Source organism: Sphingomonas sp. VDB2 (assembly GCF_047946695.1).
GTDB classification, from domain to species: Bacteria; Pseudomonadota; Alphaproteobacteria; order Sphingomonadales; family Sphingomonadaceae; genus Sphingobium; species Sphingobium bisphenolicum.
The window spans coordinates 3,435,718-3,461,470 of the sequence record NZ_CP159615.1 but is presented as its reverse complement, the minus strand read 5'-3'; the positions used below and the strand labels follow the sequence as shown (position 1 = coordinate 3,461,470).

26 protein-coding genes are annotated in these 25,753 nt (G+C 66.5%); 7 read left to right on the top strand and 19 right to left on the bottom strand.

Features of this window, described 5'->3' with window-relative positions:
* Nucleotides 1-12: 12 nt before the first annotated feature.
* The 8 genes from ABT375_RS17280 to ABT375_RS17245 form a co-directional block, all read right to left on the bottom strand.
* A complete protein-coding gene (locus tag ABT375_RS17280; RefSeq protein WP_416464929.1) occupies nucleotides 13-1,467 on the bottom strand; it encodes a UDP-N-acetylmuramoyl-L-alanyl-D-glutamate--2,6-diaminopimelate ligase in 1,455 nt (484 codons plus the stop codon).
* Nucleotides 1,467-3,170, bottom strand: coding sequence for a peptidoglycan D,D-transpeptidase FtsI family protein (locus tag ABT375_RS17275; RefSeq protein ID WP_224548388.1), 1,704 nt, complete (start codon nucleotides 3,168-3,170; stop codon nucleotides 1,467-1,469). Before ABT375_RS17275 ends, ABT375_RS17280 begins: the two co-directional genes overlap by 1 nt.
* Nucleotides 3,170-3,820: a colicin transporter gene (locus ABT375_RS17270; RefSeq protein WP_261935358.1), complete on the bottom strand. Its 651-nt coding sequence runs from the start codon at nucleotides 3,818-3,820 to the stop codon at nucleotides 3,170-3,172. The genes ABT375_RS17275 and ABT375_RS17270 overlap by 1 nt, the downstream gene beginning before the upstream one ends.
* Nucleotides 3,817-4,764, bottom strand: coding sequence for a 16S rRNA (cytosine(1402)-N(4))-methyltransferase RsmH (rsmH, locus tag ABT375_RS17265; RefSeq protein WP_416463460.1), 948 nt, complete (start codon nucleotides 4,762-4,764; stop codon nucleotides 3,817-3,819). Before rsmH ends, ABT375_RS17270 begins: the two co-directional genes overlap by 4 nt.
* Nucleotides 4,761-5,258: a division/cell wall cluster transcriptional repressor MraZ gene (locus ABT375_RS17260; RefSeq protein ID WP_416463459.1), complete on the bottom strand. Its 498-nt coding sequence runs from the start codon at nucleotides 5,256-5,258 to the stop codon at nucleotides 4,761-4,763. Before ABT375_RS17260 ends, rsmH begins: the two co-directional genes overlap by 4 nt.
* Nucleotides 5,259-5,443: 185 nt before the next feature.
* Nucleotides 5,444-6,700: an ABC transporter gene (locus ABT375_RS17255; protein WP_416463458.1), complete on the bottom strand. Its 1,257-nt coding sequence runs from the start codon at nucleotides 6,698-6,700 to the stop codon at nucleotides 5,444-5,446.
* A gap of 29 nt (nucleotides 6,701-6,729) precedes the next feature.
* Entirely contained in the window at nucleotides 6,730-7,041 is a 312-nt protein-coding gene (locus ABT375_RS17250; RefSeq protein WP_315975815.1) for a hypothetical protein, read from the bottom strand.
* Between the two features lie 41 nt (nucleotides 7,042-7,082).
* The gene (locus ABT375_RS17245) at nucleotides 7,083-8,078 is read right to left on the bottom strand and encodes a cysteine synthase A (RefSeq protein ID WP_224548382.1); all 996 of its coding nucleotides are present in this window, start codon (nucleotides 8,076-8,078) and stop codon (nucleotides 7,083-7,085) included.
* Between the two features lie 218 nt (nucleotides 8,079-8,296).
* Here ABT375_RS17245 and ABT375_RS17240 point away from each other — a divergent pair, with 218 nt between their 5' ends.
* Nucleotides 8,297-9,268 (top strand): cell wall hydrolase, encoded by a 972-nt coding sequence (locus ABT375_RS17240; protein WP_416463457.1) that lies wholly within the window; start codon nucleotides 8,297-8,299, stop codon nucleotides 9,266-9,268.
* Between the two features lie 364 nt (nucleotides 9,269-9,632).
* On the top strand, nucleotides 9,633-9,761 hold the full coding sequence (locus ABT375_RS17235) for an entericidin A/B family lipoprotein (protein WP_056683165.1): 129 nt from the start codon (nucleotides 9,633-9,635) through the stop codon (nucleotides 9,759-9,761).
* A gap of 251 nt (nucleotides 9,762-10,012) precedes the next feature.
* Here ABT375_RS17235 and tatC read toward each other — a convergent pair whose 3' ends face one another.
* The 9 genes from tatC to ABT375_RS17190 all read right to left on the bottom strand — a co-directional run bounded on the left by tatC (nucleotide 10,013) and on the right by ABT375_RS17190 (nucleotide 17,204).
* Nucleotides 10,013-10,792: a twin-arginine translocase subunit TatC gene (tatC, locus tag ABT375_RS17230; protein WP_224548380.1), complete on the bottom strand. Its 780-nt coding sequence runs from the start codon at nucleotides 10,790-10,792 to the stop codon at nucleotides 10,013-10,015.
* Entirely contained in the window at nucleotides 10,789-11,235 is a 447-nt protein-coding gene (gene tatB / locus ABT375_RS17225; RefSeq protein WP_416463456.1) for a Sec-independent protein translocase protein TatB, read from the bottom strand. Before tatB ends, tatC begins: the two co-directional genes overlap by 4 nt.
* A gap of 27 nt (nucleotides 11,236-11,262) precedes the next feature.
* The gene (locus ABT375_RS17220; RefSeq protein WP_066604147.1) at nucleotides 11,263-11,505 is read right to left on the bottom strand and encodes a twin-arginine translocase TatA/TatE family subunit; all 243 of its coding nucleotides are present in this window, start codon (nucleotides 11,503-11,505) and stop codon (nucleotides 11,263-11,265) included.
* 27 nt (nucleotides 11,506-11,532) lie between these two features.
* Nucleotides 11,533-12,126: an SMC-Scp complex subunit ScpB gene (scpB, locus tag ABT375_RS17215; RefSeq protein ID WP_224548376.1), complete on the bottom strand. Its 594-nt coding sequence runs from the start codon at nucleotides 12,124-12,126 to the stop codon at nucleotides 11,533-11,535.
* Entirely contained in the window at nucleotides 12,123-12,899 is a 777-nt protein-coding gene (locus ABT375_RS17210) for a segregation and condensation protein A (protein WP_416463455.1), read from the bottom strand. Before ABT375_RS17210 ends, scpB begins: the two co-directional genes overlap by 4 nt.
* Nucleotides 12,900-12,901: 2 nt before the next feature.
* Nucleotides 12,902-13,915 (bottom strand): beta-N-acetylhexosaminidase, encoded by a 1,014-nt coding sequence (nagZ, locus tag ABT375_RS17205; protein WP_416463454.1) that lies wholly within the window; start codon nucleotides 13,913-13,915, stop codon nucleotides 12,902-12,904.
* Nucleotides 13,916-14,000: 85 nt separating this feature from the next.
* The gene (locus tag ABT375_RS17200) at nucleotides 14,001-14,723 is read right to left on the bottom strand and encodes an SPOR domain-containing protein (RefSeq protein WP_416463453.1); all 723 of its coding nucleotides are present in this window, start codon (nucleotides 14,721-14,723) and stop codon (nucleotides 14,001-14,003) included.
* A gap of 10 nt (nucleotides 14,724-14,733) precedes the next feature.
* Nucleotides 14,734-16,461 carry an arginine--tRNA ligase gene (gene argS, locus ABT375_RS17195; protein WP_416463452.1) on the bottom strand — a complete coding sequence of 576 codons (1,728 nt, stop codon included), beginning with the start codon at nucleotides 16,459-16,461 and terminating at the stop codon, nucleotides 14,734-14,736.
* A 134-nt stretch (nucleotides 16,462-16,595) separates the two neighbouring features.
* A complete protein-coding gene (locus ABT375_RS17190; protein WP_224548524.1) occupies nucleotides 16,596-17,204 on the bottom strand; it encodes a hypothetical protein in 609 nt (202 codons plus the stop codon).
* A gap of 211 nt (nucleotides 17,205-17,415) precedes the next feature.
* On the opposite strand from ABT375_RS17190, the gene ispH reads away from it, so the two are divergent.
* The 3 genes from ispH to rnhA all read left to right on the top strand — a co-directional run bounded on the left by ispH (nucleotide 17,416) and on the right by rnhA (nucleotide 19,907).
* Nucleotides 17,416-18,375 (top strand): 4-hydroxy-3-methylbut-2-enyl diphosphate reductase, encoded by a 960-nt coding sequence (gene ispH / locus ABT375_RS17185; RefSeq protein ID WP_416463451.1) that lies wholly within the window; start codon nucleotides 17,416-17,418, stop codon nucleotides 18,373-18,375.
* 3 nt (nucleotides 18,376-18,378) lie between these two features.
* Nucleotides 18,379-19,356, top strand: coding sequence for a homoserine kinase (gene thrB / locus ABT375_RS17180; protein WP_416463450.1), 978 nt, complete (start codon nucleotides 18,379-18,381; stop codon nucleotides 19,354-19,356).
* Between the two features lie 104 nt (nucleotides 19,357-19,460).
* The gene (rnhA, locus tag ABT375_RS17175) at nucleotides 19,461-19,907 is read left to right on the top strand and encodes a ribonuclease HI (RefSeq protein ID WP_224548359.1); all 447 of its coding nucleotides are present in this window, start codon (nucleotides 19,461-19,463) and stop codon (nucleotides 19,905-19,907) included.
* An 86-nt stretch (nucleotides 19,908-19,993) separates the two neighbouring features.
* On the opposite strand, the gene ABT375_RS17170 is transcribed toward rnhA, so the two are convergent.
* Together ABT375_RS17170 and ABT375_RS17165 are read right to left on the bottom strand one after the other, a co-directional pair.
* Complete coding sequence (locus tag ABT375_RS17170; protein ID WP_416463449.1) at nucleotides 19,994-20,773, bottom strand: nucleotidyltransferase family protein; 780 nt, start codon at nucleotides 20,771-20,773, stop codon at nucleotides 19,994-19,996.
* Nucleotides 20,774-20,873: 100 nt separating this feature from the next.
* Nucleotides 20,874-22,355, bottom strand: a complete 1,482-nt coding sequence (locus tag ABT375_RS17165) for a M23 family metallopeptidase (RefSeq protein WP_416463448.1) — start codon at nucleotides 22,353-22,355, stop codon at nucleotides 20,874-20,876.
* Between the two features lie 272 nt (nucleotides 22,356-22,627).
* On the opposite strand from ABT375_RS17165, the gene ABT375_RS17160 reads away from it, so the two are divergent.
* Both ABT375_RS17160 and ABT375_RS17155 read left to right on the top strand, forming a co-directional pair.
* A complete protein-coding gene (locus ABT375_RS17160; protein WP_416463447.1) occupies nucleotides 22,628-25,462 on the top strand; it encodes a helicase-related protein in 2,835 nt (944 codons plus the stop codon).
* Entirely contained in the window at nucleotides 25,455-25,751 is a 297-nt protein-coding gene (locus ABT375_RS17155) for an RNA-binding S4 domain-containing protein (RefSeq protein ID WP_224548355.1), read from the top strand. The genes ABT375_RS17160 and ABT375_RS17155 overlap by 8 nt, the downstream gene beginning before the upstream one ends.
* Nucleotides 25,752-25,753 lie beyond the last annotated feature (2 nt).

Below are 25,753 nucleotides of genomic sequence, written 5' to 3'. Positions count from 1 at the left end.
GGGGGTTAAGCATCAACCCGCGCACTCCCGCGCCACGGTGACGTCATCGAAGGGCAGCACGCGGTCGCCGATGATCTGGCCCTGCTCATGCCCCTTGCCCGCCAGCAGGACGATGTCGTCCGCGCCGGCCATGGCGATCGCGGCGGCGATCGCGGCGCGGCGGCCGCCCATTTCCTGCGCCTCCGGTGCGCCGGCCAGCACGGCGGCGCGGATGGCGGAGGGTTCTTCGGAGCGTGGATTGTCGTCGGTCACGATGACATGGTCGGACAGTTCCGCCGCGACCTTGCCCATCAACGGGCGCTTGCCCGCATCACGATCGCCGCCCGCGCCGAACAGGGTGATGAGCTTGCCGCGCGTATGCGGGCGCAGCGCCTCGATCGCGGCCTTCAGCCCGTCGGGCGTATGGGCATAATCGACATAGACGGGTGCCCCCGCCTTGCTGATGACGGCGCGTTCAAGGCGTCCGCGCACCGGCTGGACCCGGCCGAGCAGTTCCAGCACCTTGGCCGTGTCTCCGCCGGTCGCGATGATGAGGCCCGCAGCGGTAAGGGCGTTGGCGGCCTGATAAGCACCGATCAGCGGCAGGTTGACCTTATAAATCTTGCCATCCGCTTCGATCTCCAGCGCCTGGCCCAACTGGGTCGGGGTGCGGTTGACCAGGCGCAGCGCCTGTCCCTGCACCCCGACGCTCAGCACACGAAGCCCCCGCTTCGTAGCCCGCGCGATGACCTTGTCCGACCAGCCATCGTCCGCCCAGACGACCGCCGCGCCATCCGCCGAAACGACTTCATCGAACAGCCGCATCTTGGCGTCGAAATAGCGATCCATGTCGCCATGATAGTCGAGATGGTCGCGCGACAGGTTGGTAAAAGCGCCCGCAATCACCGGCAGCCCTTCTGTGCGATACTGGTCCAGCCCATGGCTAGACGCCTCGAACGCGGCATGGGTGATGCCCTCGCGGCGCAGGCCCGACATATTGGCGAGGAAGGTGACGATGTCCGGCGTGGTAAGGCCGGTCGACACCTGATCGACCGCGGTGGTGACGCCCAGCGTGCCGATCGATGCGGACTTATGCCCCATCATCCGCCATAGCTGGCGCGCGAGCTCGACCGTGCTGGTCTTGCCGTTTGTGCCGGTGACGGCGACGGTTACGTCCGGGAACGGCGCGAAATAGCGCGCCGCCATCAGCGCCAGCAGGCGGCGGGGATTGGCGTGGGCGATGTGGATCGCGCCGTCGACCTTCGCCTCCGGCCGGGCGACCACGGCGACGGCGCCCGCCTTTACGGCGTCGGCGATATAATCCTCGCCATTGACGCGCAGCCCCTGGAACGCGCCGAAGACGGTGCCGGGCGCGACCTTGCGATTGTCGATGGCGAAACCGGTCACCGACGAATCGAGGCCGGCACCCGCGCCAGCCTCACCCGATATCGCAGCGTCCAGACCGTCGACCAGCGAGCCAAGGCGCATCATTCTTTCTCCTTGTCGCCGTGCAGCAACGGCATCAGGTCGGAAATATCGACGTCGCGGCTCTCGTCCGGCAATACGCCCAGCATCGGACCGGTGCGCTCAACCACCCGCTTCACCACCGGCGCGGCGGTCCAGGCCGCCGTGCGCAGGCCATATTGCCCCGTCGCCTCGTCCATGATCGCGACGACGACATAGCGGGGATTGTCCATCGGGAAGGCAGAAGCGAAAGTCGTCACCAGCGAAGTCTTGTTATAGCGCCCCTCTTGAGGCTTTTCGGCGGAACCCGTCTTGCCGCCCACCCGGAATCCCTTGGCGTCGGCGCTTCGTCCTGTACCCGCCGACACGATCATCCGCAACAGTTGCCGCATCCGCGCGCTGGTGGCGGCGGAAAAGACGCGGCGTCCCTCCGGCACTTCGTCGGGGCTGAGCTTGCGCACGGTCGCGGGGCGCCAGATGCCGCCATTGACCAAAGCGGCATAGGCGGCCGCCAGATGCAGTGGCGTGACCGCAATGCCATGGCCATAGGCCGTCGTCATGCTGGTGATCCGGCCCCAGCTTGACGGCCAGATGCCCTTGGCGCGCTCGTTGAACTCGATCGGCGCGCGCTGGTCGAAGTCCAGGCTGCGGAACATCTTCTGGAGCGGCGCCGCGCCCATTTCGTCGGCGATCCGTGCCGTGCCGATATTGGAACTGTGAACCAGGATTTCCGGCACGTTGATCCAGCGGCCCATCGCATGGTCGTCCTTGATGCGAAAGCCCGCGACCGCAAGCGGCGCGGTGGCGTCGTACCGCTTGCTCATCGACGTCACCACGCCCGCGTCCATCGCTGCGGCGATCGACAGCGGCTTGAACGAGGAACCCAGTTCGTAGCGCGCCTGCACCATATGGTTGCAGAGCGGCGATTCGCTGCACGTCTTGCCCGCATAATTTTGCAGCTTGTTGGGATCGAAGACGGGGATCGACGCCATGGCGATGATCTCGCCGGTATTGGCGTCCATGATGATGCCGCCCGCGCCCTTGGCCCGCGTCTGTACCAATTGCGCATAGAGTTCGCTTTCCAGCGCGCCCTGCACCCGGCTGTCGATCGACACGGCGAAGGGCTTGCCGCGCTGCGCGGCGTCGGTCAGCCGGTCGTTGAACGCGGCCTCCACGCCCATGCCGCCCACGCCATCGGCATTGGGCGCGAAGCCCAGCACATGCGCCGCGAGCGTGCGCTGCGGATAGAGCCGCTCCTTCTCACGCGGAAATTCGATGCCGATCTCGCCCAGCGCGTTCACTGCGGCCACCTGTTCGGGCAGCGCGCGGCGGCGCAGATAGGCCCAGCCGCGCCCACGCAGCTTCTTGTAGAAGGCCGCTTCGGGTTCATCGGGAAAGATTTCGTGCAGCTTGCGCGCCAGTTCGGCCGGCTCGCCGATCAGCTTGGACGGGCGGACCGCCACCGAATAGGCGTCCATGGTGCGCGCCAGCGGCACGCCGTTGCGATCGACGATGTCGGCGCGTGCAGGCAGGAAGGCCGACAGGCTGCCGTCGCCCGTCGCACCATGCGCAAAAATGCCGACCCAGGCGAGTCGGCCGATCAGGATGGAGGTGATAGCCAGGAACAGGATCAGCAGCAGCATCAGCCGGTTGTGGGCGATGGCGGTCAGGTTGACCCGCTGCCGCCCCGCCCGTTCCCCGCCTGGCTGGACAATGATTGTGGCCATCAGCGCGCCTCCCTGCGCTTCTCGCGCGCCGCCTTGGCGCTGAGATCGCCCAGCGTGCTGTCGTCCAGCAGCTTGGCGTCGAGCATCGCCATCCGCTCCGCCTTGCGCGCGATCGGATTGGGCTTGGTCACATCGGCGTCAACCTTGGCCTGCTGCGCCGGGGTGCGGGGCGCAGGCTTGGGCAGCTTGTCGACGGCATCGGCGGCATGGGCCTCCCGGATCACGGCGATATCGCTGCGAATCTGGGTCGCAGCCGGGCTTTCGGGCGCCTTTTGCGGCGCGGACGGCAGGTCGGCGGGGGTCTGGACCATCGCCACCATCACCGGCGGCGCGACATAGTCGGGACCATTGGGCTGGACGCCGTCCAGATGCGCCAGCGCCCGCTCGCCGCCCAGATATTGCTGCGCGCTGGGCGTCGCATACATGAAGTCATGCTGGTTCCAGCTTTCGAGCTGGCGCATCGAGGCGCGCGCGCTGAATTCCGTTTCCAGATAGCGAATGTCGCCCTTCGCCCCCGCAATCTGCGCACGCACCTTCATCAACTCGTTGCGCTCGGTCGCGACCTTGAGCGACACCATATAGGCGCCCAGCGCGCCCAGTGCGACCAGGATCACCCAGATCAGGCTCTGCAACCTCTTGACGGCGATCATGAGCGGGCACTCCGGGGAGACGAGGAAACGGGGGCGGATGTACGGACGGCGGCACGCAGGGTGGCCGATCGGGCGCGGGGGTTGCGCACCAGCTCCGCGTCACCCGGACGCACCGCCTTGGCCGGCTTGGCGAAGGTCGGCTGCGGCCCGGCGGCACGTTCGGGCAGATGTCTGGACCCCGCCCCCTCGCCGCCGCTGCGCTTGCGCAGGAACTGCTTGACGATTCGATCTTCCAGACTGTGGAAGGTGACGATCGCGAGGCGGCCGCCCTCCTCCAGCAGTTCCTCGGCCGCGTCGAGCGCCAGTTCCAGCTCTTCCAGTTCGCGGTTCACATGGATGCGGATCGCCTGGAAGGTGCGGGTGGCCGGGTCTTTCTTGTCATGCGGCTTATGCCCCAGCGCGCGGCGGACCACGGCCGCAAGCTGGCCGGTGCGCTCCAGCGGGCGCGCATCGACGATCGCATGGGCGACCCGGCGCGACCGCGGCTCGTCGCCATAGCGATAGATGACGTTGGCGATATCCTCTTCCGACGCGCTGTTGAGGAAATCGGCGGCGCTCATGCCGTCCTGACTTATCGTCATGCTGAGCGGGCCGTCCGACTGAAAGGAAAAGCCGCGCTCCGCCCGATCAAGCTGCATGGAGGATACGCCGATGTCGAGCGTGATGCCCGACACCTTTTCGATGCCGCGCTCCGCTAGCAATTCCGCCATGCGCGAAAATTCGCCCGCGATCAGCGTGATGCCGTGGGCGTCGGCGACCGCCTGCCCTTCGCGGATCGCATCGGGGTCGCGATCGAAGGCGAAGACCTGAGCGCCGGCACGGGCCATGGCGCTGCTATAGCCGCCCGCGCCGAACGTGCCGTCGACATGAATCTCGCCGGGGGCGATGGCGAGGGCGTCCAGCACTTCGTCGATCAGGACGGGGATGTGGGGGGCGTCGCTCACCTGGCCGCCCCTTCCGCACGCGCGTCGATCCAGCGCCGCACCTTGTTGCGGATCAAAGCCGGGCGATCGGGGCTTTCGACCAGCGCTTCGGGCTTCCAGACCTGGAAATAGCGACCCACGCCATAGAAGAAGATCGCGTCGGTGACGCCGGCTTCGTCCTTGATATCGGGGTGCAGGAAGAAGCGGCCGGCATCATCGAAATTCACATCCTCGATCGTGCCGAGGCGGTTTTCGCGTTCCAGATCGGCGTTGAAATCGCGCCCGGCCTCATAGGCCTGACGTTCCAGCTTTTCGACCTCGTCGAACAGAAACTGCTTGTGGGACAGGCCGAAGCCGGTGGCGCAGCCATTGTCCATATGGATCGACAGGCACAGGCGGTTCTGGCCGCCGCTGGCCTGGGTGACCAGCTTGCGCATCTCCAGGGGCAGCACGAAACGGCCCTTGCCGTCCGCGACGCTGAATGCGTTGCCCGAATAGAGAATGACGTCCGACACGCTGGCAACCGACCCCTTTTATTCGGGGCGCAGGCCGCCTGTCGCCGGAATCATGAGAACACCATCCAGCGCACAGGACAACGCAAAGCCTGACGAACCCCAATGCCGATTTACCTATCAAGCATAGGGGGTGACTGCAATGGGAAAGCATGGGTAATGATGGGAAAAGACGGTGAAATACGGGACTAACTGGAATTGTTATCTTTCGCGCCGCCATCTTCTCCTTTTGTTCCGGGGGCCGGACCCCGCCTTTCGAGGCGGAGCCGGATCGCGCCCACTATCGCCCATATCGTCCCAGCCAGGAGCGCCCAGCGGATCGCGCGGGTGACGTCCTGCGCCTCCCGCATCCAGCGCCGGTCGCCGGGAATGGACGCCCCACCCAGCCACTGAACGACGAGGGCAGGCGTGTCGGCCACCCAATGGCGCGGGTCGAGCGAATAGACGGGATCGGCGAGCCACAGCCGGTCGTCGAGCGGATCGGCGTCGCCCAGCAGCAGCACCGCGCCCTTGCCGATGCGCTTGCGCTGCATCACGGCGTCTCCCGATCGCCCGGCGCCCGACAGGGTGATGAGCGGGCCGTCGGGCAGGAAATGCCGGATTTCCGCCTGATCCACTACGCCCGGCGGCGCGACCCCCCAATGGTCGAGCAGCGCGCCCAGCAGGCTGGTGGACGGCGCGCGGCGGCGATCGCCCAGCGGCAGATCGGACGGCCAGCGCAGTAGCGGATCGGCCAGCACCAGCGCCGTGCCGCCCGCCCCCACCCATTTGTCGATCGCGACCAGTTGCGCGGGCGTTAGTGCGCGCGGCTGGGCCAGCAGGAGTCGCCGTGCGCCCGATGCCCTGAGCTGAACCGGATCGTCGATCGGGATCACGGTGAAGCGGGTGCGCAGGAGCTTGACGATGGGCGCGTCCTGTGGCCCCGCCTCGTTCCAGAAGAGCGGCAAGCCAGTGATGACGGCTAGCCTTGGACGATCCGGTACGGGCTGCAACGGTTGAGCGGGACCGCGCCAGAGGAGCAGCGCCGCCAGGACGAGGAAAATCATGCCCAGGCCCGTTCGCTTCGAGCGCAGTCGAGACGTGTTCGCGCCAGGCTTCTCGCCTTCGCTCGAAGCGAACAGGGAGTGGCGCAGCGTCGCCCCGCCAAAAACGGCCAGCAGCGCGACCGCCAGCAATCCCAGCGCCGCCATGCCATCCGGCGCGCGTCCTGCGGCCACCGTGCAGAAGAGCAGCGCCATCCCGACGCCACCCATCCCCACCCAGGTCAGAATCGCCGGGCCGCGCCGCGCCAGCAGCAGGCCCGCGCCCGCCAGCAGCAACGCCATCGGCAGGCCCCAGTCCCAGGGATCGGCCTGCCCGGTCAACCAGGCGCGCCAAAGGCCGATCAGGACAATCGCCAGCGGCGGCAGCCAAAGCCACAGGAATCGTTTCAGCCCCGCCATCATCGGCGGCGATCCCGGCCCGGCTGCATCGCTCAGCGCTGCTGCTGCGCGGGGTCGCGGTCCATGGGCTTGCGGATATTGGGATCGGGCTGAAGGTCGGGCACGATCGGCGCCTGTTCCGGCGCGGGCTGCACGCCCAGCTCGGCCAGCGGATCGCGCGGCGACACGGCATTGCCGTTCGTGCTGAGCGTCGGCACCACCGGCGGCGGCAGCGCGGCATCGTCCATCCGCGCCTTTTCGATGACGATATTGGCCAGGCCCACCAGCAGCACCACACCCGCCAGACCGGTCAGGCCGATCTGGACGCGCTGTAACCCTTCCTGTCGGCGGGGCGTTTCAGCCATGGTGACGCTCTGGACCTCTTCGCCGCGACCCGTGTCGGCGGTCATGCAGTCTGCGCGAGCCAGGGGAATACCGTCAAGCCCTTAGATTCCAGCCACTGCCGGTTGTAGAGGGTCGACAGATAGCGGAAGCCGGTGTCGCACAGGATGGTCGCAATCCGCTTGCCCGGCCCGAGCTCCCGCGCGAGCGCCACCGCGCCCGCGACGTTGATGCCCGAAGACAGGCCCAGGCACAGCCCTTCCTCGCTCAGTAGGCGGCGCACCCACTCCATGCCGTCCGCGTCGGAAATGCGGAACTGCGTGTCGATCGGCGCACCTTCCAGATTGGCGGTAATCCGCCCCTGGCCGATCCCCTCGGCCACCGACGACCCTTCGGACTTCAATTCGCCCGTCGCATAATAGCTGTAGAGCGCGGCGCCATGCGGATCGCTGAGCGCGATCGTGATCGCTTCATCCTTGGCTTTCAGGCCCAGGCCGACGCCCGCGATCGTGCCGCCGGTGCCGGCCGCGCAGGTGAAGCCGTCGATCCGGCCGTCCATCTGGGTCCAAATTTCCTCGGCCGTGCCGACGATATGCGCCTTGCGGTTGGCGATATTGTCGAACTGGTTGGCCCAGATCGCCCCTTCCGTCTCTTCGGCCAGTCGGCGGGACGTATGGACGAAATGGCCGGGGTTGGAATAGGGGGCGGCCGGCACCGTGACCAGCTCCGCACCGAGCGCGCGCAGCGTGTCCATCTTCTCGCGGCTCTGCGTTTCGGGCATGACGATGATCGTCTTGTAGCCCTTCGCATTGGCGACCAGCGCCAGGCCGATGCCGGTATTGCCCGCCGTCCCCTCGACGATGGTGCCACCGGGCTGGAGCAGCCCCTTTGCCTCGGCATCGTTGACGATGAACAGCGCCGCCCGGTCCTTGACCGAGGCACCGGGATTGGCGAATTCGCACTTGGCGAAAATGTCGCAGCCCGTCTCTTGCGAAGGGCCGGCGAGGCGCACCATCGGCGTGTTGCCGATCAATGCGAGACTATTGGGTTGAAGCAGCATGACACCCGCATAGCGGAGCGGGCGCGACTTTGCCAAGCAAGGGAATGATGCCGACGCGAAAGCGGCCATTTCATCGCCCCGTCAATCTTTGCCCGGTTAATCTTTTCACCCTCCGCCGTCCCATCGCGGCACAGGCCAAATGCATAGAGGAAAGGAAAAGAAAATTGGGCTAAGGGCGGGTTGGGCGACATGGGGTCGCGCGACGACTAGGGCTTGGCATGGGTTTTCTTGCGCAGTTGCAGGGGTGGAAGGGCCATGGCGCGATCGCCCTGATCGCGCTGCTGCTGCTCGTCGCGCCGCGCCTGATCACCGCCGCGCCGCTCGACATGCTGGATGGCGAACAGAGCCGGTCGCTGGCCGATCCGGCCGAGGATTCGGGCGCGAACTTCCCCGGCTCCGCCTTTTTCTATGCCGAAGGCGCGTTCGATCCGGTGCCCGGCGTCGCCACGGTGCAGAGCGAACATGTGCTGGGCCTGGACGAAGCCAAGGCCGCGCCCGCCATGGTCTTTCGCGGCCTCACCGGCCTCGACAGCTATCGCGCGCTCAACTGCCTGACCTCGGCCGTCTATTACGAGGCCGCCAACGAACCCGATGACGGCCAGCGCGCGGTGGCGCAGGTGGTGCTGAACCGCGTGCGCAGCCCGCTCTGGCCCGATACGGTCTGCGGCGTCGTCTATCAGGGGTCGGAACGCACCGACTATAAATGCCAGTTCACCTTCAGTTGCGACGGCGCGATGGCCCGGATGCCGGCCGCCGCCGCCTGGGTCCGGGCGCGGCGCGTGGCGGGAGACGCACTGGCGGGCAAGGTCTATGCCCCCGTTGGCCTCGCCACCCATTATCACACGCTGGCGGTACGCCCCCTATGGTCCTCCAGCCTGCAGGCCGTGGCGGTGATCGGCGCGCATATCTTCTATCGCAATCCCGGCTTCAACGGCACGACCGCCGCCTTTTCGGACCCTTATCTTGGGCGCGAGACGATTTCGGGACCGGCGCGCACCAGTTGGCCCGCCCGCCCGGTGCAACCGGTCGAGATGCTGGCGGCGCCCTATACGCCGCCCGCCCCGACCCCGGCGCCGGCCGCGCCGCGCACCGGCTGGACGCCCGCACCGTCGCTCCAGCCCGCCGATGACGGCCTGCCGGAATCCACCATCCGGCCGGAATATCGCAACAGCGGCCGCCCACTCATTTGACGTATGTTTTTGCCCGAAACGCCACTTTCTTGCGGTTAACGATGCGGTGATCATCGAAGTGACTGGAAAAAAAGCATATTAAAAAATGCTTTTTTCGGCGCCGAACGGGAACCGATTTACGCGATGGCGGGTTCTACATTTCGGATAGCAAATCTTTTGCCCCCCGCTCTTGCTATCCAAAAAATATGAGCCCGGAACGCTTCCCCCCCCCGACGCGTTCCGGGCTCAGAATTTTTCCGGGGCTTTCCCCTTTGAAATCATTATTCTTTTCGCCTGCGGAACGTATCTGTGCAGCGCGGGTTCTTGCTTCGTCACTGCGATGGCGTCGCCATCCGGTCACAGATTTTGACGAGGAGATTTTCCGATGACGAAGAAGATTCTGGCCGCCGTGCTGCTCACCGGATCGCTCATGGTTGCCGCGTGCAACACGGTCGAAGGCGCAGGCCGCGACGTGCAGAGCGCTGGCAAGGCCGTGGAAAAATCCGCGAACTAAGGGTCGCGCAGACTTTCGGTTTACTACCCCGCTCCCTAGCATGGCCCGCCCGTCAAACGGCGGGCCTTTTTTTGGGGTGGAGATGAGGCGGAATAATGGGTTTGGGCCACCTCTTAAGCATCGTCACCCTGAACTTGTTTCAGGGTCCATTGTCCAAATGGGACAAGGCTTTTGGCGCACCATGGATGCTGAAACACGTTCAGCATGACGAAGTGAAATGTCGGCAATCCGCCAGACAACCCAGCACGGGCTCAGGCCGAGGCCTCCTCCGCCGCTTCCACTTTCGCCGCCCTGCGATCGGTAAACCAGATCGCGACGATGGTGATTTCGTAAAGCAGCAGCAGCGGGATCGCGAGCATCAGCTGCGACACCACATCGGGCGGCGTCAACACGGCGGCCAGGATGAACGCCGCGACGATCATGTAGCGGCGCAACCCGATCAGTTGCGCCCGGGTGACGAAACCGGCGCGATTGAGCAGCATCAGCAGCACCGGCATCAGGAAACTGATCCCAAAGGCCAGGATGAACTGCATGACGAGGCCGAGATAGGCGTCCGCGCTGGGCAGCGCCTCGACCGACAGGCCGCTGCTGTTGCCCTGAAACTCCAGGAAAAAGTGGAAGGCGGTCGGCATCACCACGAAATAGGCGAGGCTCGCGCCCATCGCGAACAGGAAGGGCGTCGCCAGGATGAAAGGCAGCAGCGCCTTCTTTTCCTTGGCATAGAGACCCGGCGCGACGAAGGCCCAGAGCTGGTTGGCGATGATCGGAAAGGACAGACAGAAGGCGCCGAAGAACGCGATCTTCACCTGCACGAAAAAGGCTTCGTACAGCTTGGTGTAGACCAGCTTGCCGCCGCCGTCGCCGAACGCTTCCTTGAGCGGATGGACCAGGATCGCAAACAGCTGTTCGGAAAAATAGAAGCAGATCGCCCCGGTCGCCACCAGCGCATAGACGCATTTGAGCAAACGGCCGCGCAACTCGATCAAATGGTCGAGCAAGGGCGCCTTGCTGTCGTCGATATCCCCGATCATGCCGCTGCGTCACCCTTGTGCGGCGGGGTACCAAGCTCCGCCGACGCCTCCGCCACATAGGACGGACCGTCCGCCGCCGCGGGCGTTACGGGGGCCGATTCGGCGACAAAAGGCGGCTTTTCGGCCGGCGCTTCCGCCACATAGGGCGGCTTGTCGCCAGTATCCGCTTCGTCCGGCGCCGGCAGCGGTTCGGGCGGGGCGACTTCGGGCGGATGCTCGTCCATGATCCGCTTGTTCTGCGCCGCCCACTTCTTTTCCAGCTCTTCCAGCTCCACTTCGCGCACCATGGCGTCGATGCCGGTGCGGAAATGGCGGGCCATGCCCTGCGCCTTGCCGACGATCTGCCCCACCTTGTACAAGGCGCGCGGCAGATCCTTCGGCCCGATCACGATCACGGCAATGATCACGATCACCAGAAATTCGGACGAATCGATACCAAACATGCGGGACTACCGGCCTGCGCTAGAGGATCAGGCCTTGGTCTTTTCTTCGGTCGCGCTCGGCGCATCCTGCTCAGGCACGCGATGGCCCTCCAGGCGCGTAGCGGGCTTGGCCGGCGTCACATCGTCGTCGCTATCGTCAGCCATGCCCTTCTTGAAGCTCTTGATGCCCTTGGCCACATCGCCCATCAGGCCGGAAATACGACCGCCGCCAAACAGCAGCATGACGACCAGGAGCACGATGACCCAGTGCATCAGCGAAAAGGAACCCATTTTTTATACTCCTAGCAGAAGGCCTATCTAGGCGTCTTCCTCGTCATTTTCCACAACGGATTGACCGCCCAGACCCTCCAGCGCCAAATCGACCGGGTCGAGCAGGCCGGCGGCGCGCAGATCGTCCATGCCCGGAAGGTCGCGCCGGCTGCTAAGCCCGAAATGTGACAGAAAATCTACGGTCGTCGCATAGATGAGCGGCCGCCCCGGCACTTCGCGCCGTCCGGCGGGGCGCACCCAGCCCGCTTCCATCAGCACGTCGAGCGTGCCCTTGGCTACCTGCACCCCGCGGATCGCCTCGATTTCCGCGCGGCTCACCGGCTCGTGATAGGCGATGATCGCCAGCGTCTCCATCGCCGCGCGCGACAATTTGCGCGGCTCGTCCTTTTCGCGACGCAGGATATGGGCTAGGTCGCTCGCGGTCTGGAAATGCCATCGGCCGCCCCGCTCGACCAGATTGACGCCCCGTCCGGCATAATGGTCGGCCAGCGCGCCAAGCGCGGCGTCGAGGTCGCCGCCCTCCCCCACATGCAGCTTGATCTCGGCCGGCGTCAGCGGCGTTTCCGCCACGAACAGCGCGGCCTCCACCGCGCGCAGGAAGTCGTCTGGCTCCGCGGTCATGCCAAAGCATCCTGATTCGGCGCGGCGGCGCGCAAATAGAGCGGCGCGAAAATGCCGTCCTGCTGCATTTCCAGCCGCCCCTGCCGCGCCAGTTCCAGCGCCGCGACGAAACTGCTGGCAAGCGCTGACTTCGCCTTGGGCGTATCCAGATCGGGCGGCAGGAAGGATTCGAGCCGGGTCCAGTCGAGCGCCGAGCCCACCAGCGCGCCCACTCGCTGAATCGCCTCGTCCAATGTCATCACCGGCCGCACCGCGATGGTGTGGACCGCCGGTTGGGTGCGGGCGCGAATCTGTCCATAGGACTGGATCAGGTCGTAGAGGCTGGCCCGCCACAGCGCCTTCTTGACCAGCCGCAGCCCTTCGGGCTTGCGCCGGGCGAAGACATCGCGGCCGACCCGGTCGCGCGCCATCAGCCGGGCGGACGCATCGCGCATGGCGTGGAGCCGCTGGAGCCGCAGTTGCAGCCGCAGCGCGAGGTCTTCGGGGCTGGGATCGGCCTGTTCCTGCCGCGGCAGCAGCAGCGAGGATTTGAGATAGGCGAGCCAGGCCGCCATCACCAGATAATCCGCCGCCAGTTCCAGCCGCAATTCCCGCGCGCCGTCAATGAAATCGAGATATTGTTCGGTCAGTGCGAGGATGGAAATTTCGCGCAAATCAACCTTCTGCGTCCGCGCCAGGCTGAGCAGCAGGTCGAGCGGCCCTTCCCAGGCGTCGAAGCTGACGGTCAGCGTTTCCGGGCTGGGGATGGCAGGCGCGATGAAGAGATCGTCCACTGTCAGGCCGCCACAAGTCCCAGCAGTGAATCCCGCGTCGCCAGCAAATCCTCGATCGGTGGCTGGTTCGCCCCCCGCACGACCGACGCCATCGCCCGGTCGAGCCGCGCGCGCGCCTTGTCCGTAATCTCCGGCAACAGCGCCGCGATCCCGACCATATCGTCCATCCGGCCCCAGCAGTTGAGCGCCAGATCGCATCCCGCCGCGACCACGCCAGCGGCAAGGTCGGGTATGCTGCCCTTCAGCGCCTTCATGTCCAGATCGTCGGACATGAGCAGCCCGTTGAAGCCGATCCGCTGCCGGATGATCTCGCCGATGATCGTCGGCGACAGGCTGGCGGGGCGCTGCGCATCCCATTCGGTATAGACGACATGGGCGGTCATCCCGATCGGCGCCTGGTTGAGCGTGCGGAACGGCGCCAGGTCGGTTTCCAGCGCGTTGAGATTGGCGGTCACCACCGGCAGGTCGAGATGGCTGTCGACCATCGCCCGGCCATGGCCCGGCATATGCTTGACGATGCCGACCACGCCGCCTTCAGCCAGCCCCTCCAGCGTGGCGCGGCCCAGCGCCGCGACGCGCATCGGGTCGGCACCCAGCGTGCGGTCGCCCATGATGTCGCTCGCGCCCTCCTGCCGCACGTCCAACAGCGGCAGCGCATCGACGGTGATGCCCGCTTCCGCCAGAGTCAGCGCGATGGCGCGGGCATTGGCGCGCGCCGCCGCGATCGCACTGGACGGGGCAAGATCGTAGAGCCGGTCGAACTGCGCGCCCGCCGGGAAGCTCGGCCAGACCGGCGCCTGCATCCGCGCCACCCGGCCACCTTCCTGATCGATCATGATCAGCAGGTCGTCGCGCCCATGCAGGCCGCGCAGCTCGTCGGTCAGCGCGCGCAACTGCGCCCGATCGGCGATATTGCGCTTGAACAGGATGTAACCGGCGGGCTGCGCCTCCGCAAAGAAGGCGCGCTCGTCGCCGGTCAGGGTTTCGCCGGACAGACCGAAGATGACGGGTTTCATGGGCGCGATGGTAGCGGGGGGAACAGCGAATGTCGAAGTTTCTTACGCCCTCCCCCGCTCAAAGGAGAGGGCGTAGATTAACCGGTCAATTCACCACCAGGCAACTTTCGCCCGCCACCTTGAGCTTGCCGCAGATCATGCTCGCCTGCCCGCCGGCGCTGGCGCGCAGGCGATAGACGGTGCCGCCGCCGACCTGCGCCGGCTCCACCGTCATGGCGAGCGGGGCGAGATAGGCAAAGCGCTTGGACAGCTTGGTCCAGGCATCCTTGGCGCCTGACGCGCTGCCATAGGCGCCGAGCTGGATCATCGCGCCACCGGCAGCCGCCTTGGGCGCTTGCGCCGGGCGGACGCCGGTTTCGTCGGTCACGCGCGCGGTCACGCTGGCGGCCGGCTTGTTCGGCGCGGCTGGCGCAGGACCGGCGGGCGCAGGCGCTGTCTTGGCGATCGGCGCTTCGGGCACCCGGCTCGGGTCGATGCGGCCATCGCGCTGCACACCTTCGCTGGCGGCGAAGCTGGCATCGCCTTCGCCATCGAACTTCTTGGCGTCGGCCTCGTTGGCGGCGATCTTGTAATCCTGCGTCGGCGCGGCGATCAACTGCCCCTCGCCAGCGCCACCGCCGCCATTGCGGTTCTGCATCCACCAGACGCCGGCCACCACCGCGCCGATCAGCGCAAGGCCAAGCAGGATCAGGCCCAGCAGCCGCAGCGGCGAGATCGGTTCGTCACCGTCGTCGTCGATAGCCGGCTCCAGCCAGGGCAGACGATCCTCATCGTCCAGATCCAGTCGCCCACGCGCATAATCGCTCATTTCCCGCGCCTCACTGCATTTCCGTCAGGGCCGCAACGCCCATGAGCGCCAAGCCGTTGCGGATAATCTGCCCTATTCCTTGGGCGAGGAAAAGCCGCGTGGCGGTCAGCGCCGGATCGTCGGCCACTATGACGCGCGCACGCGGATCGTCGTTGCCCATATTCCACCAGCCATGGAAGGCGGATGCCAAGTCATTGAGATAGAAGGCAACGCGATGCGGTTCGCGGGCCAGCGCCGACCCTTCCACCACTCGCGGGAACTGCGCCGCCAGCTTGACGATGGCCAATTCCGCCGTCCCAAGAAGGGACAGGTCGGGCGCCGGCAGGACGATCCCGGCCTCTTCCGCCCGCCGGCCGAGCGAGGAAATCCGCGCATGGGCGTACTGGACATAGAAGACCGGATTGTCCTTCGACGCCTCCACCACCTTGGCGAAGTCGAAATCCATCTGCGCATCGGCCTTGCGCGTCAGCATGGTGAAGCGGACCACATCCTTGCCCACTTCCTGCACGACATCGGCCAGCGTCACGAAATTGCCAGCCCGCTTGGACATCTTCACCGGCTCGCCGTCGCGCAGCAGGCGGACCATCTGAATGAGCTTGACGTCGAAGCGCGCCTTGCCCTCGGTCAGCGCGGCGACGGCGGCCTGGATGCGCTTGACCGTACCCGCATGGTCCGCGCCCCAGATGTCGATCAACTGGTCGGCGGACTGCGCCTTCTGGTAATGATAGGCCATGTCGGCGCCGAAATAGGTCCATGACCCGTTCGACTTCTTGATCGGCCGATCCTGATCGTCGCCGAACTTCGTCGAGCGGAACAGCGGCAGTTCCACCGGCTCCCAGTCGTCGGGCAGTTCGCCCTTGGGCGCTTCCAGCACGCCGTCATAGACCAGGTCATGCGCGCGCAGCCAGGCTTCGGCCTCGTCCGGCTTCCCCGCCGCCTGCAACTCGGCTTCGGACGAGAAGATGTCGTGATGGATGCCCAGCAGCGCCAGATCGTCGCGGATCATGTCCATCATCTTCGCCACCGCGAAGGTACGGAAGGTCACGAGCCAGTCGGCTTCAGGGCCGCCGACGAACCGGTCGCCATATTCGGCGGCCAGCGCCTGTCCCACCGGCACCAGATAATCGCCGGGATACAGGCCTTCGGGGATCGCGCCGACATCTTCGCCCAGCGCTTGCGCGTAACGCAGATGCGCCGACCGGGCGAGCACGTCCACCTGCCCGCCCGCATCGTTGATATAATATTCGCGCGTCACCTTATGCCCGGCATATTCCAGCAGCGTGGCGAGCGCATCGCCCACCACCGCGCCGCGGCAATGACCCATATGCATCGGCCCAGTCGGATTGGCCGACACATATTCGACATTGACGGTCACGCCCTGCCCGATATCGGACCGGCCATAATCGGCGGCATCGGCATGGATCGCGGCCAGCTCCGCGCGCCAGGTCGGATCGGTGAGCGTCAGGTTGATGAAGCCGGGACCGGCGATCGCCGCGCTCTCAACCTCGTCCAGCGCCTGCAACTTCGTCACGATCGCATCGGCCAGCGCGCGCGGATTGGTGCCCGCAGGCTTGGCCAGCACCATCGCGGCGTTGGTGGCCAGGTCGCCATGGCTGGGGTCGCGCGGCGGCTCGACCGTCACCGGCTTGCGGTTGAGGCCGGCGGGCAGCACGCCCTCGGCCTCCAGCGCGTCCAGCACAGCGTCGAGATGGACGATGAAACGGGTGTAAAGGGACACGGGCATTTCCTTCAACGTCCGTTCGCCCCGAGCGAAGTCGAAGGGCCTGGCAAAGCCGAAGGCGAAGCCACTTCGCTCCGCTCAGTGCCGGGCTTCGACTTCATCTCAGCCCGAACGGAGATAATTTAGCGGGCTTAACGGGTCGCGTTATATCGGAGCTGATCCTGGGTCAGGTTGAAACCCACGAGCAGCTCGAAGCTGGTTCGCTGCAGCGCCGCCTTGACGTCGGGCTGGGCGAAGGGATCGATCGCGGCGTCGGCGTCGCCGGCCTTGCGCTTCTGCGTGATCTTGGTCTGGATCTCGGCGGGCAGCGTGGCCGCCGCCTTGTTCACATAGGAACCGGCCTTGGCCTGCGCGCTGGCGCGATAATCGCCCGCCGCGAAGTTCAGCGTCACCTGGCCGACGCGCTTGGCGACGACATTGGTGCCGGCCTGCACCACGGCGGAGAAATAGGGCAAGGTCACCTGCCGCGCCGCGCTGGCGTCGCTACGCCGCGCATTCACGGTGAAGGTCGCTTCGGTATAGAATTGATCGCTCTCCGCGCAGGTCGAGCGCAGATTGGTGATTTCCGCCACCACGTCGATCGCCGCCGCGTCGGTGCGGCCTGGAGCGCTAAAGAGCGTGATGTCGCCAGTCTGCGCCGGGATCGCCGCTGTCGGGCAGGCCGAACGCACCGCGACGATGCCGCCGGTCGCGTCGATCTCGCCCCGGCGCGAACAGCCGGCCAGAGCGAGGGCCAGCATGGCAGTCACGGCGATATGAGACACTTTCACAGGCAGATATTCCTTCGCACGGGCCGACGGGCCAGAAGCTCCGCGCTTTCCTTATCCATCCGCCGCCCGCCACGCAACCGCCCATCCCTTCAACACATAAAGACGCGGCTTTCCGATCCGCGCCTTCCATCTGGCTGGTTCGCTCTTTCTTCCGGCCGCACATTCGCCTAAGCGGCAGGGCATGACGCATGCGCCCTCCGCCCGCCCGCCGATGAAGCTCCTGATCGCCGCGCCGCGCGGCTTTTGCGCCGGGGTCGATCGCGCGATCATCATCGTCGAAAGGGCGATCGAGGCCTATGGCGCGCCGGTCTATGTCCGCCACGAAATCGTCCACAACAAGTTCGTCGTCGACGGGCTGAAGGCGAAGGGCGCGATCTTCGTCGAAAGCCTTGACCAGGTGCCCGACGGCGTGCCGGTCGTCTTTTCCGCCCATGGCGTGCCCAAGGCGGTCCCGGCCAAGGCCGAAGCGCGTGGCCTGTCCTATCTCGACGCTACCTGCCCGCTGGTCAGCAAGGTCCATCGCCAGGCCGAAAGGCAGGTCGCGGCGGGCCGCCACATATTGTTCATCGGGCATAAGGGGCACCCGGAGGTGATCGGCACCTTCGGCCAGGTGCCCGACGGCACGATGACCCTGATCGAAACGGTCGAGGACGCCGAAGCCTTCACGCCCGCCGACCCCGACAATCTCGCCTTCCTGACCCAGACGACGCTGTCGGTGGACGATACCGCCGCAATCGTCGCCACGCTGGAACGCCGCTTCCCCACCATCGCCGCACCCAAGGGCGAGGATATCTGCTACGCGACGTCCAATCGCCAGACCGCGGTGAAGGCGATCGCCGCCCGCTGCCAGGCGCTCTACGTCATCGGCGCGCCCAACAGCTCCAACTCTCTTCGGCTGGTGGAAGTGGCCGAGCGCGAAGGCACCCCCGCCCGTCTGATCCAGCGCGCCAGCGAGATCGACTTCGCCTGGCTGGCAGGCGTGACCACGCTGGGCCTGACCGCAGGCGCCTCTGCGCCGGAGATATTGGTGCGCGAAGTGGTCGACCGGCTGGCGGAACGCTTCACCGTCGAGGAAGAGCAGGTGGAAACCGCGCGCGAGACGATCGCCTTCAAGCTGCCCCGCGGACTGGAGGCCGCCTGAACCATGGCCGTCTACACCCATGTTCCCGCCGAAGAGATCGACGCCTTCCTCACCCGCTACGACGCCGGCCGGCTGGTATCGGCCAAGGGCATCGCCGAAGGGGTGGAGAACAGCAATTACTTGCTGGAAACCACCGGGGCGGACGGAAGCGGCCATCGCTACATCCTGACGCTCTACGAAAAGCGGGTGGATGAGGCGGACCTGCCCTTCTTCATGGACTTGCTCGATCATCTGGGCGCGCGCGGTTGCCTCGTGCCCCGCTTCATCGCCGATCGCGAAGGCCGCCGACTCCAGCAGCTTTCCGGCCGCCCCGCCTGCCTGATCGAATTTCTGACCGGGATCAGCGTCACCGAACCCACCTCCGGACAGGCGCGCGCCGCCGGCGTGGCGCTGGGCGAATTGCACAAGGCGGCGCAGGGATTTGCGGGCGAACGACGCAACGCCCTCGACATCGCCGGCTGGCACGCGCTGGCGGCGAAATGCGGGGGGGATTTCGACCGGATCCAGCCCGGCCTTGCCGCGCGCGTGGGCGAGGAACTGGCATTTCTCGACGCCCATTGGCCCGCCGACCTGCCCCGGTCGGTGATCCATGCCGACCTTTTCCCCGACAATGTGCTGATGCTGGGCGAAGAGGTGACCGGCCTCATCGACTTTTATTTCAGTTGCACCGATATCCGCGCCTACGACCTGGCCGTCACCCACAGCGCCTGGTGCTTCAGCAATGACGGCGCGACCTGGTATGGCGCGCGCGGCGCGGCGATCGGTGCGGGTTATGCGCAGGCCCATGGGCTGAGCGAAGCCGAACGCGCCGCCTTCCCGATCCTGTGCCGCGGCGCGGCTTTGCGCTTCCTGCTGACCCGCGCCTATGACTGGATCAACACCCCGGCCGACGCGCTGGTGACGCGCAAGGATCCGCTCGCCTATCTGCGCCGGCTGGATTTCTACGCCAGCGCCGACACGTCGGCGCTGCTGGGTCAATAATTGCAAGCCGTTCGGGCTGAGCCTGTCGAAGCCCTATTCTTCTCAGAAGAAAGGAAAGCGCTTCGATAAGCTCAGGGCCAGCGGAAATATAGGTTTTCGTTTCCATGACCGACCTCCCCACCGTAGACATTTTCACCGACGGCGCCTGCAAGGGCAATCCCGGTCCGGGCGGCTGGGGCGCGGTGCTGCGCTTTGGCGATACCGAAAAGGAGATTTCCGGCGGCGAGGCGCAGACGACCAACAACCGCATGGAGATGATGGCGGCGGTCGAGGCCCTCAACCTGCTCAAGAAACCGTGCAAGGTCACGCTCTACACCGACAGCAAATATGTGCTGGACGGCATCACCAAATGGATTTTCGGCTGGCAGAAGCGCGGCTGGCGCACCGCCGACAACAAGCCGGTCAAGAATGTCGAAATCTGGCAATTGCTGGTGAAGGCGATCGCCCCCCATCAGGTGACCTGGCAATGGGTCAAGGGCCATGCCGGCCACCCGGAAAATGAGCGCGCCGATGCGCTCGCCTGCGCCGCGGCGGAGAGCTTTCGACGGTGATAGGCCTACCGTTCGTATCGAGCGCAGTCGAGAAATAGAAAAGCGCCATGTGTTCCCGAGAAGGCGGGAACACATGGCCTTTTCACTTACCCCCGCAGAATCGCCTCGATCAGCGTCACGTCCGCCGGCTTGTCGGCATCGATGCACGCTTCCGGGCTGTCCATTGCCACCAGCCGCGCGGTCAGGCCGAATTTACGTCCGATCCGCGCCATGCCGCCGCGCAGCGTCAACACCCGCAACAGGGCGCCCAGCAGGGCGAAAGGCCCGAACGCGGCCAATATCTTCCACCCCTTTTTGCGGTCCTGTTCCACCTCCTGCCACAGCGCGATCACCGGGCGGGCCTTCTTGCTGCCGAACCAGAAAATGTTCGCGCCCGACCACCAGCCATCGCGGAATTTGAGCCAGGTCCGCCGCGAATCGGGATAGCGCGCCAGCAATGTCGCCCGTTCCACCATGGCGACGGCGATGTCCGCACCGCCGGCTTCCGCCACGAACTGGTCGAGCATCGTCCGGTCGAGCAGCACATGGTCCGCCGTGGTCAGCAGGATCGGAAACGGCAGGTCGCCCCGCTCCAGCAACGCCAGCAGCGACGAGCCGATCCCCTGCCCGCCCGTCTCGAACCGCACGCGCGGATGGTCGGCCAGCCAGGCGGTAGCCGGATCGGCGGCGAAGACGTCGGGCCGCTGCGTCAGCACGATCACCTGCCCGATCGCGGGATGGTCGAGCAGCGCGCGGGCGGGGCGGTTGATCATCGGTTCGCCCCCGACCGGAACCAGCGGCTTGACCGGCACCCCGGCGGCGATGGCCAGCGGATCGGCGATGGGGCGTGCGCCCGCGAGCAGGATGGCGGTGATGGAACCAGTCATCGCCGCGCCCTAGAACATTCTGAAGTCGGCTGGAACAGACGACGACTCGCAGAATGCGGAAAAACAGGAAAAGCGGAGCGGGCGGCGTGCGAAAAGCCGCTTATTTGCCCGCTGCCGGAGCCGCCGCGGCCTTTTGCGCGAACGCCTCGTGGATTCCCACGCGCAGCCCCTGATATTGCGCCAGCCGCGCCCGGAACGCCGCCAGTTCCGCCCCCGCCAGTTGCGCGGTGGTGGTGAACTTCACCGACAGCGGATTGACCGTCGCGCCGTTGCGATACAGTTCATAATGAAGATGCGGCCCGGTCGACAGGCCGGTGGAGCCGACATAGCCGATCACCTGGCCGCGTCGCACCCGCTGGCCCGGCGCCGCGGCGATGCGGCTCATATGCGCATAGCCGGTGGCGAGGCCGCCGCCATGCTGGATGCGGACATAATTGCCATGGCCGCCATGCCGCCCGGCAAAGGCGACCACGCCGTCGGTGACGGCATAGATGGGGGAGCCATAGCGGGCCGCGAAGTCGATGCCCGCGTGCATCCGCGTATAGCCCAGGATCGGATGGCGGCGCTGGCCATAGCCCGACGACATGCGCCCGGCGACCGGGGCGGACAGCACGCCGCGCCGCTCGCCCACGCCCGACGCCTCGAACCATTCGGTCCGCCCGTCCCTGGTCCATTTGAGCATATCGACCGACTTGCCGCGCGCACGCTTCAGCCCGGCATAGAGCAGGTCGCCCACCTCGACGTCCCCGGTTTCCGCGCGGCGATATTCCGTTACGATATCGTAACGGTCGCCCGCGCCGATGCCGCCCAGATCGACCTGCCCCGCGATCACGCGCAGGAAGGCCTGCACCGCCTTGGGCGGCGCGCCGGATGCGCGGGCGGAGCGATAGATGCTGTCGCCGACCACGCCCTGGATGCGCAGCGGCGTATTGTCGACGCGGATCGGGATGCGCTTGACCGACAGCACGCCGCCCGCCCGCGTCAGTTCCAGCGCCAGGTCGAGCCGTGCGCGAAACGCCAGCTTGTCGAGCGGCCGAGGCCGGTCGCGGCTCACGCGGCGGCCCAGGATGATGTCGAGCGCGGTGCCAGGCTTCACACCGTCGCTGATGTCGCCGCCGACCATGGCGGCGATGGTCGCCACGTCGCCGCTGCTGACCCCGGCGCGCGACAGCGCGCGGCCCAGCGTGTCGCTGCTGCCGATCTGGGCGCTCAGTTCGATCTGGGGCCGTTCGGGCGTTTCACGCAATGGCTGCACCGCATCGGTTGCGCCCATATGCCGGCCGCTGTCCGCGCCCAGCGCGAGCGGCGTCATCATCTGGCTGCGCACTTCGTCATAATGCGCGTCGTCCAGGCGCGCGCCGGGCAGGCCGGGAATCGGCTGGAAACCGGGTGAGAGATAGAGGGCGGTGGCGCACAGGCCGAAACAGGTGAAAAGACCACGAAACCAGGTGAGGCTGCCCACCCGCTCGGCGAGGTCCGGGACCAGCTCGACCTCATCGGCCCAGTCGCGCAACCGTGCTCGCCAATCCTTCGGCGCCGCCATGGGCGCACGGCCCAGCGCATCGGCCATCCACAGCGACATGGATGCGCCGCCCTGCTGCGACCCGAACTGGCTTTCCTGAAACAAACCCGCGACCCCAAAGGCATTGTTATCATTGCTGCGCCGGCAACGTCCCCCGCGCCATGCGTGGGCGGGACTGTTGTGAACGCACAGGGTTAAAGTCAAATAAAGACGTTGCAATGACGTCGCCCCCTGCGACGAAGCGTGTCTATCGCCGGACGGGCGCGCGCCGATCAATGGAACCGGCGAATCCCCTTGCTCCCTGCGCCGTCCTCCCCGACAGAGGGCTGACCATGGTCCAGTTCGCCCGTTCCCCCATCACCGCCGTTCTGGGCCCCACCAATACCGGCAAGACCCACCTCGCCGTCGAACGGATGTGCGGCCATTCGAGCGGCATGATGGGCTTCCCCCTCCGTCTGCTGGCGCGCGAAGTCTATGACCGGGTGGTCGCGATCAAGGGGCCGGCGCAGGTCGCGCTCATTACCGGCGAGGAAAAGATCGTCCCGCCCCAGGCCCGCTATTTCCTGTGCACGGCCGAATCGATGCCCATCGACGCAGGCAGGCAGGCAGGAGGCGCACAAACGAATACCGCAGGCCGGCAGGCCGGAGGCGCGCCTAATGATTTGAAGGATTATGCCTTCGTCGCGCTGGACGAAGCGCAACTGGGCGCTGACCCGGAACGCGGACATATCTTCACCGACCGGCTGCTGCGCGCGCGCGGACGGGAGGAAACGATGATCCTCGGTTCCGCCAGCATCAGCCGTGTCGTCAAATCGCTGGTCCCCGATATCGAGATTATCGGCCGCCCGCGCTTCTCCACCCTGTCTTATGCGGGCGCGAAGAAGCTCTCCCGCCTGCCTAAACGCTCCGCCATCGTCGCCTTCTCCGCCGAGGAAGTCTATGCCGTCGCCGAAATGCTGCGGCGCTTTCGCGGCGGCGCGGCGGTGGTGATGGGCGCGCTCAGCCCCCGCACCCGCAATGCGCAGGTGCAGATGTTCCTCAATGGCGACGTCGATTATCTGGTCGCGACCGACGCGATCGGCATGGGCCTCAACCTCGACGTCGCCCATGTCGCCTTCGCCTCGCTGCGCAAGTTCGACGGCCGCCGCACCCGCCGCCTGACCGTCAGCGAAATGGCGCAGATCGCCGGACGCGCGGGCCGCCATCACAAGGACGGCACCTTTGGCAGTCTGGGCGGCGAAGATGGTGACGCCGCCTTCACGCCCGAAGAGATCGAAGCGATCGAGGCGCATCGCTTCCCGCCGATCGAGCAACTCTTCTGGCGCGATGGCACGCCGCGCACCGACCGGCTCGACCTGCTGATCGCCGATCTGGAGGAGCGCCCGGACCGCCCCGAACTGCGCGCCGCGCCGCAGGCGGTGGACCTGGCCGTGCTTAAGCGGCTCGCCGAAGACCCGTTGGTGATCGAGCGGGTGCGGACCAAACGCCAGGTCGAACGGCTCTGGGCCGCCAGCAGCCTGCCCGATTTCCAGAAACTGGGCGCGGACCACCATGCCCGCGCCGTCAGCCGCATCTGGCGCTTCCTGTCGGAAGGGAACGGTTACATCCCCCGCGACTGGTTCGCACAGAATCTGGCGCGACTCGATTCGGTGCAGGGCGACATCGACACGCTGTCGGGCCGGATCGCAGCGGCGCGGACATGGTCCTATATCGCCCACCGCCCCGACTGGCTGGAATATCCCGCCGAGATGGCGGAGCGCACCCGCGCGCTGGAGGAAAAACTGTCCGATGCGCTGCACGCCGCGCTGACGCAGCGTTTCGTGGACCGGCGCACCTCGGTCCTGCTGCGCGATATCGGGCAGAATGCCAGCAACCTGCCGGTGACGGTGGACCCGGATGGGCGCGTCTGTGTCGATGGCGAGACGATCGGAAAACTTGACGGCTTCCGATTCTCGGTCGATCCCGCTACGCGACATCAGGATCGAAAGATGTTGCTGGCGGCCGCGGAACGGCGCCTTGGAAAGGTATTGCGAGTGAAGGCAGACGAACTGGTGGGCGCGGCGGATACGGATTTCGCGCTCATGGACGAAGCGGGACAGGCCCCACGCATCGCCTGGGGCGAAACGCCGGTGGCGACGCTGCTGGCGGGGCCAGCCCTGCTCGCGCCCGAAATTCGGCTGGATCGCGCGATTCTCGATCTGGATCAGGACGTCCAGAAACAGGTCGCCGCCCGCCTGGCCGCCTGGTTCGACGCGCAGAAGCAGAAGCATCTCCTGCCGCTGGTCAAGATGAACGACAGTGCGCTCGACCCCGAAGTGCCCGCCGTGGTCCGCGCCGTGTTCGCGCAACTGGGCGATGCGGGCGGCGTTATCGCGCGGATCGACCTCGATTCGGCGCTCGGCCATCTCGACAAGGACCAGCGCCACCTCCTGCGCAAGGCGGGCATCGATATCGGCGTGCTCGACATCTATCATCCCGGCCTGTTGAAGCCGGGCGCGGCGCGCTGGCGCTCCGCCCTGCTGGCCGCGCGCATCGGCAAGCCCTGCCTGCCGCTGCCCGCTGCCGGCCTGACGTTGATTCCCGCGGGTGAGAAGTTCGAACAGATGGGCGCGCGCATCGCCGGCTTCCGCGGCTTTGGCGACCAGATGCTGCGCATCGACATGGCCGAACGCATGGCGCGCACCGCGCATGAAACCATCGCCAGGAACGAAGCCTTCACCCATGTCAGCCCGCAGATCGTGTCGCTGGGCCTGTCCGAACCCTCGTTCCTGCAACTGATGCGCCTCGCCGGCTTCCGCCCGGTCGAAGCGCCAACGCCGAAACCGGCCGCAGAAACGGTCGCGCCCGTGGAAGCGAGCGAAGGCCCAGAACCGACCGAAGGCGTAGAGCCCGCCGAGCCCGTCGAAGCCCCGACCGTCAATGCGGCGAACTGGGTGTTCAAGGGTCGGCAGAAGCCGCGCCCCGAACGGGCGCAGCAATCGCGCGGCCCGCGCCGCGCCGACAAGCAGGGCGACGGCCCATCCAGCGATAGCAAGCGCGGTGGCGGCAAGTCCGGCGCAGAGCGCCAACAGCGCGATCGCGCGGGCGCCCCGGCGCATCGCAGCAGCCCGGCCCCGGTCAACAACGCCTTTGCGGGACTCGCCGACCTGCTCGGCCGCAATGGCTGACCCGGTGACCGGCATCGGCCATGGGCCGACGCTGCGCATCGATAAATTGCTCTGGTTCGCCCGGCTGTCCAAAAGCCGTTCGGCGGCTCAGAAACTGGCCGAGGACGGCCATATCCGCCTCAACGGCCGCCGCATCGAGCGCGCCCACGCGCCGGTGCGCGCGGGCGACCTCATCACCTTCCCCCATGGCGACGCCGTGCGCGTGGTGCGCGTGATCCAGCTCCCCACCCGCCGCGGCCCCGCCCCCGAAGCGCAAGCCTGCTACGAGGAACTGACGGTCGGCGCGTGAGC

What these genes read in the sequence shown, in the direction of transcription:
- ABT375_RS17280 (WP_416464929.1), bottom strand. Translation starts at nt 1,467, where the DNA reads ATGCGCCTTGGCTCGCTGGTCGACGGTCTGGACGCTGCGATATCGGGT.
- tatC (WP_224548380.1), bottom strand. Translation starts at nt 10,792, where the DNA reads ATGATCGGGGATATCGACGACAGCAAGGCGCCCTTGCTCGACCATTTG.
- ABT375_RS17245 (WP_224548382.1), bottom strand. Translation starts at nt 8,078, where the DNA reads ATGCTGCTTCAACCCAATAGTCTCGCATTGATCGGCAACACGCCGATG.
- ABT375_RS17200 (WP_416463453.1), bottom strand. Translation starts at nt 14,723, where the DNA reads ATGAGCGATTATGCGCGTGGGCGACTGGATCTGGACGATGAGGATCGT.
- ABT375_RS17250 (WP_315975815.1), bottom strand. Translation starts at nt 7,041, where the DNA reads ATGGCTGAAACGCCCCGCCGACAGGAAGGGTTACAGCGCGTCCAGATC.
- ABT375_RS17190 (WP_224548524.1), bottom strand. Translation starts at nt 17,204, where the DNA reads ATGCTGGCCCTCGCTCTGGCCGGCTGTTCGCGCCGGGGCGAGATCGAC.
- thrB (WP_416463450.1), top strand. Translation starts at nt 18,379, where the DNA reads ATGGCCGTCTACACCCATGTTCCCGCCGAAGAGATCGACGCCTTCCTC.
- scpB (WP_224548376.1), bottom strand. Translation starts at nt 12,126, where the DNA reads ATGACCGCGGAGCCAGACGACTTCCTGCGCGCGGTGGAGGCCGCGCTG.
- ABT375_RS17235 (WP_056683165.1), top strand. Translation starts at nt 9,633, where the DNA reads ATGACGAAGAAGATTCTGGCCGCCGTGCTGCTCACCGGATCGCTCATG.
- ABT375_RS17155 (WP_224548355.1), top strand. Translation starts at nt 25,455, where the DNA reads ATGGCTGACCCGGTGACCGGCATCGGCCATGGGCCGACGCTGCGCATC.
- ABT375_RS17270 (WP_261935358.1), bottom strand. Translation starts at nt 3,820, where the DNA reads ATGATCGCCGTCAAGAGGTTGCAGAGCCTGATCTGGGTGATCCTGGTC.
- tatB (WP_416463456.1), bottom strand. Translation starts at nt 11,235, where the DNA reads ATGTTTGGTATCGATTCGTCCGAATTTCTGGTGATCGTGATCATTGCC.
- ABT375_RS17170 (WP_416463449.1), bottom strand. Translation starts at nt 20,773, where the DNA reads ATGACTGGTTCCATCACCGCCATCCTGCTCGCGGGCGCACGCCCCATC.
- ABT375_RS17160 (WP_416463447.1), top strand. Translation starts at nt 22,628, where the DNA reads ATGGTCCAGTTCGCCCGTTCCCCCATCACCGCCGTTCTGGGCCCCACC.
- ABT375_RS17240 (WP_416463457.1), top strand. Translation starts at nt 8,297, where the DNA reads ATGGGTTTTCTTGCGCAGTTGCAGGGGTGGAAGGGCCATGGCGCGATC.
- ABT375_RS17275 (WP_224548388.1), bottom strand. Translation starts at nt 3,170, where the DNA reads ATGGCCACAATCATTGTCCAGCCAGGCGGGGAACGGGCGGGGCGGCAG.
- ABT375_RS17255 (WP_416463458.1), bottom strand. Translation starts at nt 6,700, where the DNA reads ATGATGGCGGGGCTGAAACGATTCCTGTGGCTTTGGCTGCCGCCGCTG.
- ABT375_RS17220 (WP_066604147.1), bottom strand. Translation starts at nt 11,505, where the DNA reads ATGGGTTCCTTTTCGCTGATGCACTGGGTCATCGTGCTCCTGGTCGTC.
- nagZ (WP_416463454.1), bottom strand. Translation starts at nt 13,915, where the DNA reads ATGAAACCCGTCATCTTCGGTCTGTCCGGCGAAACCCTGACCGGCGAC.
- rnhA (WP_224548359.1), top strand. Translation starts at nt 19,461, where the DNA reads ATGACCGACCTCCCCACCGTAGACATTTTCACCGACGGCGCCTGCAAG.
- ispH (WP_416463451.1), top strand. Translation starts at nt 17,416, where the DNA reads ATGACGCATGCGCCCTCCGCCCGCCCGCCGATGAAGCTCCTGATCGCC.
- ABT375_RS17165 (WP_416463448.1), bottom strand. Translation starts at nt 22,355, where the DNA reads ATGTCGCTGTGGATGGCCGATGCGCTGGGCCGTGCGCCCATGGCGGCG.